Consider the following 4,941-nt stretch of genomic DNA (forward strand, 5'->3'; position numbering starts at 1 on the left):
GTGGTCGAGCAGGCCGGCGGGGTCGGGGGCGGCGAAGCGCAGGTCGGCGTCGCCGACGAACTGCGCCCACCGGAAGCAGTAGGTGCAGTACGCGTGGCAGGTCTGCCCCTGGCCGGGGAAGTACAGGACCGTCTCGCGGTACTTGTGCTGCAGGCCCGGCAGTTCCGTGCCGTCCCGGCTGGGAACGTTCAACTGCCGCTGCCCGGAGGGGTGCGGGTTGAGGCCGGCGCGGATCTCGCCGACGGCCTCACGCAGCAGCGGCCGGTCGGCGGGGTCGGCGGACAGCTTCGCCAGCCGCCGCTCGTCCTCCTCGGTCAGCATGCCCGGCTGGGGGAAGGTGAGCTGGAACATGGGGTCGTCGGGGATCCGGTCCCAGTCGATGAGCTGTTCCAGCACATAGGAGTTCACCCGGAACGGCAGCACCAGCGAGATCCGCCGCACGGTCTCGCGTACGGCGTCGGGCAGGCCGTGGCGGTCGGCGATGGTGTCGATGTGGCGGGGGCCGAAGGCGCGGAAACGGGTTGGCCCGCGCAGGTCGGTCGGAGTCAACTGGCCGCCCTCTTCCGGTCGTTCGGACTCTTGCGGTAGAGCTCGTCGCCGAGGACGAGGAAGTCCAGGTCCATGGCGCGGAAGGCGGCGACCGCGTCGCGGGCGGTGTCCACGATGGGCTCGCCCTTGCCGTTGAAGGAGGTGTTGAGCAGCACCGGCGGCACGCCCTGCCGCTCCAGTGCGTCCAGGACCGCGCCGACGGCCGGGGCCTCGTCGCCGTGCAGCACCTGCGGGCGCGTGGTGCCGTCGACGTGCACGACGCCGGGGGCGACGCGGCGGCCCAGCTCGGTGGCCCTGGCGGCGCCGAGCATGTAGCGGCTCAAGTGCTCCTGCTGCTCCCAGAGTCGGGCGCCGTAGCCGGGGCGGGTGACACCCGCGAAGGGACGCCACTGCTCGCGGTCCTTGATGGTGTTCACCCGGGTGTTGACGGCCGCGGTGTCCGGGATCGCGATGATCGACCGGTGGCACAGGGCCCGCGGGCCGACCTCGGCCCTGCCCTGGGCGACGGCGCCGACCTGACCGTCCAGGAGCAGGGCGGTGAGCCGGTCGATGTCCAACTCGGTGCGGACGAGGCCGTCGGTGCCGGTCGGGGGCGACTCGGCGAGGTCCGTACCCAGGTAGGGGGTGAGAGCTTCGGGGTGCCGCCGCGGGGGCCGGACCGTCCAGGCCGCGCCGAGGGCGGCGCCCGCGTCGTGCGGGACCGGCGGTACGTACAGAGGGCCGGGCAGGGTGCCGTTGGTGCTGCAGTTCAGGGCGACGCCGCCGGCCAGGCACAGGGCGTCGACCCCGGCGGACTTGCGGGTCAGGGCGGCGAGGTGGGTGACCGTCTCCTCCACGATCCGCTGCGCGGTGTACGCGACGAGCACGGCGTTCGGGTCCTCGGTGAGCCGTCCCTCGGGGGCGCTCGGCCCCTCGGCCCCGGCGATGGCCGAGTACCGCTCGCGCCAGGCGGCGACCGTCGTCTCGTAGTGGCGCTTGATCTCCTCGGCGGTGGCGGTGGTACGGGACTCGGCCCGGGGCGGGACGGCCAGCCGGAAGTCGTCAGTGACGGTCTCGGCCAGCGGCTGGGTGGCGAGTCCGCGGGCCCGGCCGTAGGCGGCCAGGCCCATGGTCTTGCCCGCGTTGAGGAACGAGAAGCCGAGCCAGGTGGAGGCGGCGTCGTAGGCGTAGCCGAGGGAGGCGGTACGCGGCCAGTCGCGCTCCAGGCGCGGGGGCGCGCCGTCCTCGAAGGTCCAGATGGACGTGGACTCGTTCTCACCGTGCCCGTCGACCACCAGGACCCCGGCCTTGGGGAACGGCGAGGCGTAGAAGGCGGAGGCGGCGTGGGCGGCGTGGTGCGAGACGCGGACGACCTCGGGGGTCCGCTCGCCGAAGTCCAGGCCGACGGCGTACGCGAGGAACTCGGCGTCGTCGGCGAACCGGTCCGGGTAGAGCTGCCGGGTGTCCCAGCCGACGGCGACGACGTCGAGGTCGGCGGCGGTGATTCCCGCCTGGTCCAGACAGAACCGGGCAGCGCGGGCGGGCTTGCGGTAGAGGGAGTGGCGGTGGCGGTTGCGCCGCTCCTCCTCGCAGAACGCGACGACCGTGCCGTCACCGTCGACCAGGCACGCGGCGCTGTCGTGCCAGCCGGTGGGTGGGGCGTTGATGCCGAGTATCCACATGGGGGTGTCTGGGCCTTTCTCGTGTCTGGCGCGGGGTGGTTCGTGCGCGGCGGTTCGTACGGAGTGTCGGTGTGCCCCCGTTGGGTGTGGTGCCAGGGGGCGCGCCGGCGCACCTCCTCGGGCGGCGAACGTGCGGGCTTCGTTCCCGACTCTCCGCCGGTGTTCGTTCGCCGCCCTGCGGGGGGCACCCCGACACACCCCCTTCCCGCCGTCGACGGGCCACCGCGGTACAGGGGGGTGGGGGCGGGGAAGCGACCGTGCCGTCTAGCCTCCCGCCGGGCTCACCTCCGCTCGTATCGCTCGTACTGCCCGCTCTGCTGTTGTCGAGCACTCGGCCGGGGTGTCGCCCACCGCTACGACCGCCGCCAGTCGCGGCACGATTCCCCGTGGGGGGAGGCGGAGTTCGGAGCCGGGCGCGGCCAGGGGGACGACGCGTTCCACGCCGGGAACGGCCTCGGCCGCCGTGGTGTCGAGGGAGGTGACCGTGCCGTCCTGGTCGGGGTAGACGAACCTCACCTCCGCGCAGCGTTCGCGGTCCGGCTCCAGTGCCGGTGCGCGGCCGAGGGCGATGTCGGCCGCCGCCGCTACGGAGTCCACGCCCGTCGCGAGGCGGCCCAGGAGCGGGATGAAGTCGCCGCCGAGGCGACCGTTGACCTCGACGATGCGCGGCCCGGCCGCGGTGAGCCGCAGCTCGGTGTGGGTCAGGCCGGTGTAGATGCCCAGGACCTCGTGGGCGCGCGCGGTGACGGACTCGACGTCGCCCGCCCACGGCTCATCGCGCCACGGTGCGACGAGGTGCCCGATCTCCTCGAAGTACGGCGCGAACCCGATCCGCTTGCGCGCCACGTTCACGACCCGCACCTCGCCGTCGAACACGGCGCAGTCCACGCTGAGTTCGGGCCCGTCCAGGTACTCCTCGACGATCACCCCGGCCAGCCCCTCGATGCCGGGGAAGGTCGACCCCGCCGCCTGGTCGAAGGCGTGCGCCAGCTCGGCCGGGTCGGAGGCGAGCGTGACGCCGATGCTTCCGGCGAGGGCGCGCGGCTTGACGACGACCGGGTAGCCGAGCCGGTCGGCCGCCTCCAGCGCCTCTCCCCTGGTGTGGGCGTGCACAAAGGCGGCCGAGCCCACTCCGGCCGCGCCGAGCAGCCGCCGGGTGGTGAGCTTGTCGCGGCAGCCGCGCACCGCCTCAGGCGTCATGTGCGGCAGTCCGAGCCGCTCGGCGACCTCGGCGGCGGTCCTCAGCAGTGTCTCGTCCCAGGTCAGGACGCCTGCCGGACCCGGGTGCCCGGCGAGGAGCGCGGCGACGGCCTCGGCGGTGGCGGCCGGGTCTGCGGTGTCGGCCCGGCGGTGCCGGTCGGCGACGTACGGCCGCTGCCAGCCGACGGCCGCGCTCTGCACGAGCGCGGTCTCGACCCTCGCGGCGACCGAGGCCAGGGAGTACTCACGGTACGGCGGGTTACCGCAGCCGATGAGCACGAGCCGGGCGGGCGCATCGGGGTCCACCGGCTCGCACTCCAGCGTCACCGAACGGGTGGTGCGCCGGATCGCGGCCTCCACCTCGGCCGAGCCGGCGCCACGGAAGCGGAATCTGGCGCCCGCGTGCTCGTACCCGCCACCCGGCAGCAACTGCCCATCCTGCAGGGGCACTTGGGCGTACGCGCCGGTGTCCGCACGGCTCGTGGTGCGCCGTACGCGGCAGGGTGCCGGGACAGAGGGGGGTACGAGCAGCCATCCGCCCACTTCCGACGGGGACTCGCTCGCGACCGCCTCCGTACCCGTCTGGTGCGCGAAGGCGACCGCCATGAGATCGATGCCGTGCACCTCCCGCCAGACGAACGGGACTTCGGCGCCGCCGGGGCGGCCGCCGATCTCCAGCACGGTCAGCTCACCGGTGCGCTCGTCCTCGAACAGCTCCAGGTGGAAGACGGAAGGACCGGCGAGCACCGCGCGGGCCGTGCGCTCGGTGATCCGCCCGATGCGCTCCAGCGCCGCCAGGTCGTCGAGTTCGACCGAGCCGAGGGCCGTACCGCCGGTGAACTCCAGGCAGGTGCTGAGGTAGCGCGAGGCCCGCCACACACCGAGCCCCTCGCCGGTGTGCACGCCGTCGACGTGCAGCACGCGGTGCGGCAGCCAGGGCTGCACGACCATGGCCGTGTCGGGCGGGAACGCGTACGCGGCGAGCCGGTCGGGCCCGTCGAGCCGGGTGATCCCAGCGCTGGCGGTGCCGCGCCGGGGCTTGAGGAGCACCGGCCAGCCGTGCCGCTCGGCGAACTCGGCCACGGCGGTGCGGTCCTCGGCGGGGGCCGTCGCGGGCACGGGCACACCGGCCGCGGCGAGCCGCCGCGCCATGAGCAGCTTGTCGCGCAGCGGTTGGAGGGTCTCGGTGCGCTGCCCCGGCAGGCCGTACTCGCCGCGGAGTTCGGCCGCCAGGTCCAGATCCGTCTCGTGCAGGGCGACGATCCGGGTGGGTGCGCCGTTGCGGGAGACGAGCGCGTCGACGGCCTCGCGTACCGCCTTGGCGTCCTCCGTGCTGCCGACGATCTCCACAGCCGCGGCGCCGGCGGGCAGTTGGCGCGCGGCACGGGCCGTCGTCACGTATCCGACGCGGTGGGCGGCGTGGTCGAGATAGGCCGCGTAGTCGGCGTACCGGTCGGTCCACCGGTGGATGATGATCACGTGCTCGGACACGGAGTCTCCTGGGCAGGTGCGCGTACGGGTGGGGCGGGAG

General features: G+C 74.1%; 2 protein-coding genes and 1 pseudogene. All 3 read right to left on the reverse strand.

The genetic code is table 11. The features are described 5' to 3' along the window. Positions 1-549: pseudogene (locus tag AOK16_RS22505) on the reverse strand (lysine 2,3-aminomutase); the annotation flags it as partial. After that, positions 546-2,210, reverse strand: a complete 1,665-nt coding sequence (locus tag AOK16_RS22510; protein ID WP_055473989.1) for a carbamoyltransferase C-terminal domain-containing protein — start codon at positions 2,208-2,210, stop codon at positions 546-548. The gene AOK16_RS22510 and the pseudogene AOK16_RS22505, both read right to left, overlap by 4 nt. A gap of 264 nt (positions 2,211-2,474) precedes the next feature. After that, positions 2,475-4,901: an ATP-grasp domain-containing protein gene (locus AOK16_RS26125; protein ID WP_079101665.1), complete on the reverse strand. Its 2,427-nt coding sequence runs from the start codon at positions 4,899-4,901 to the stop codon at positions 2,475-2,477. Positions 4,902-4,941: the final 40 nt, after the last annotated feature.

The organism is Streptomyces pathocidini, from assembly GCF_001418495.1.
In the GTDB taxonomy this organism is placed as follows: Bacteria; Actinomycetota; Actinomycetes; order Streptomycetales; family Streptomycetaceae; genus Streptomyces; species Streptomyces pathocidini.

Coding starts and splice junctions, on each gene's coding strand:
- AOK16_RS22510 (WP_055473989.1), bottom strand. CDS start 2,210: ATGTGGATACTCGGCATCAACGCCCCACCCACCGGCTGGCACGACAGC.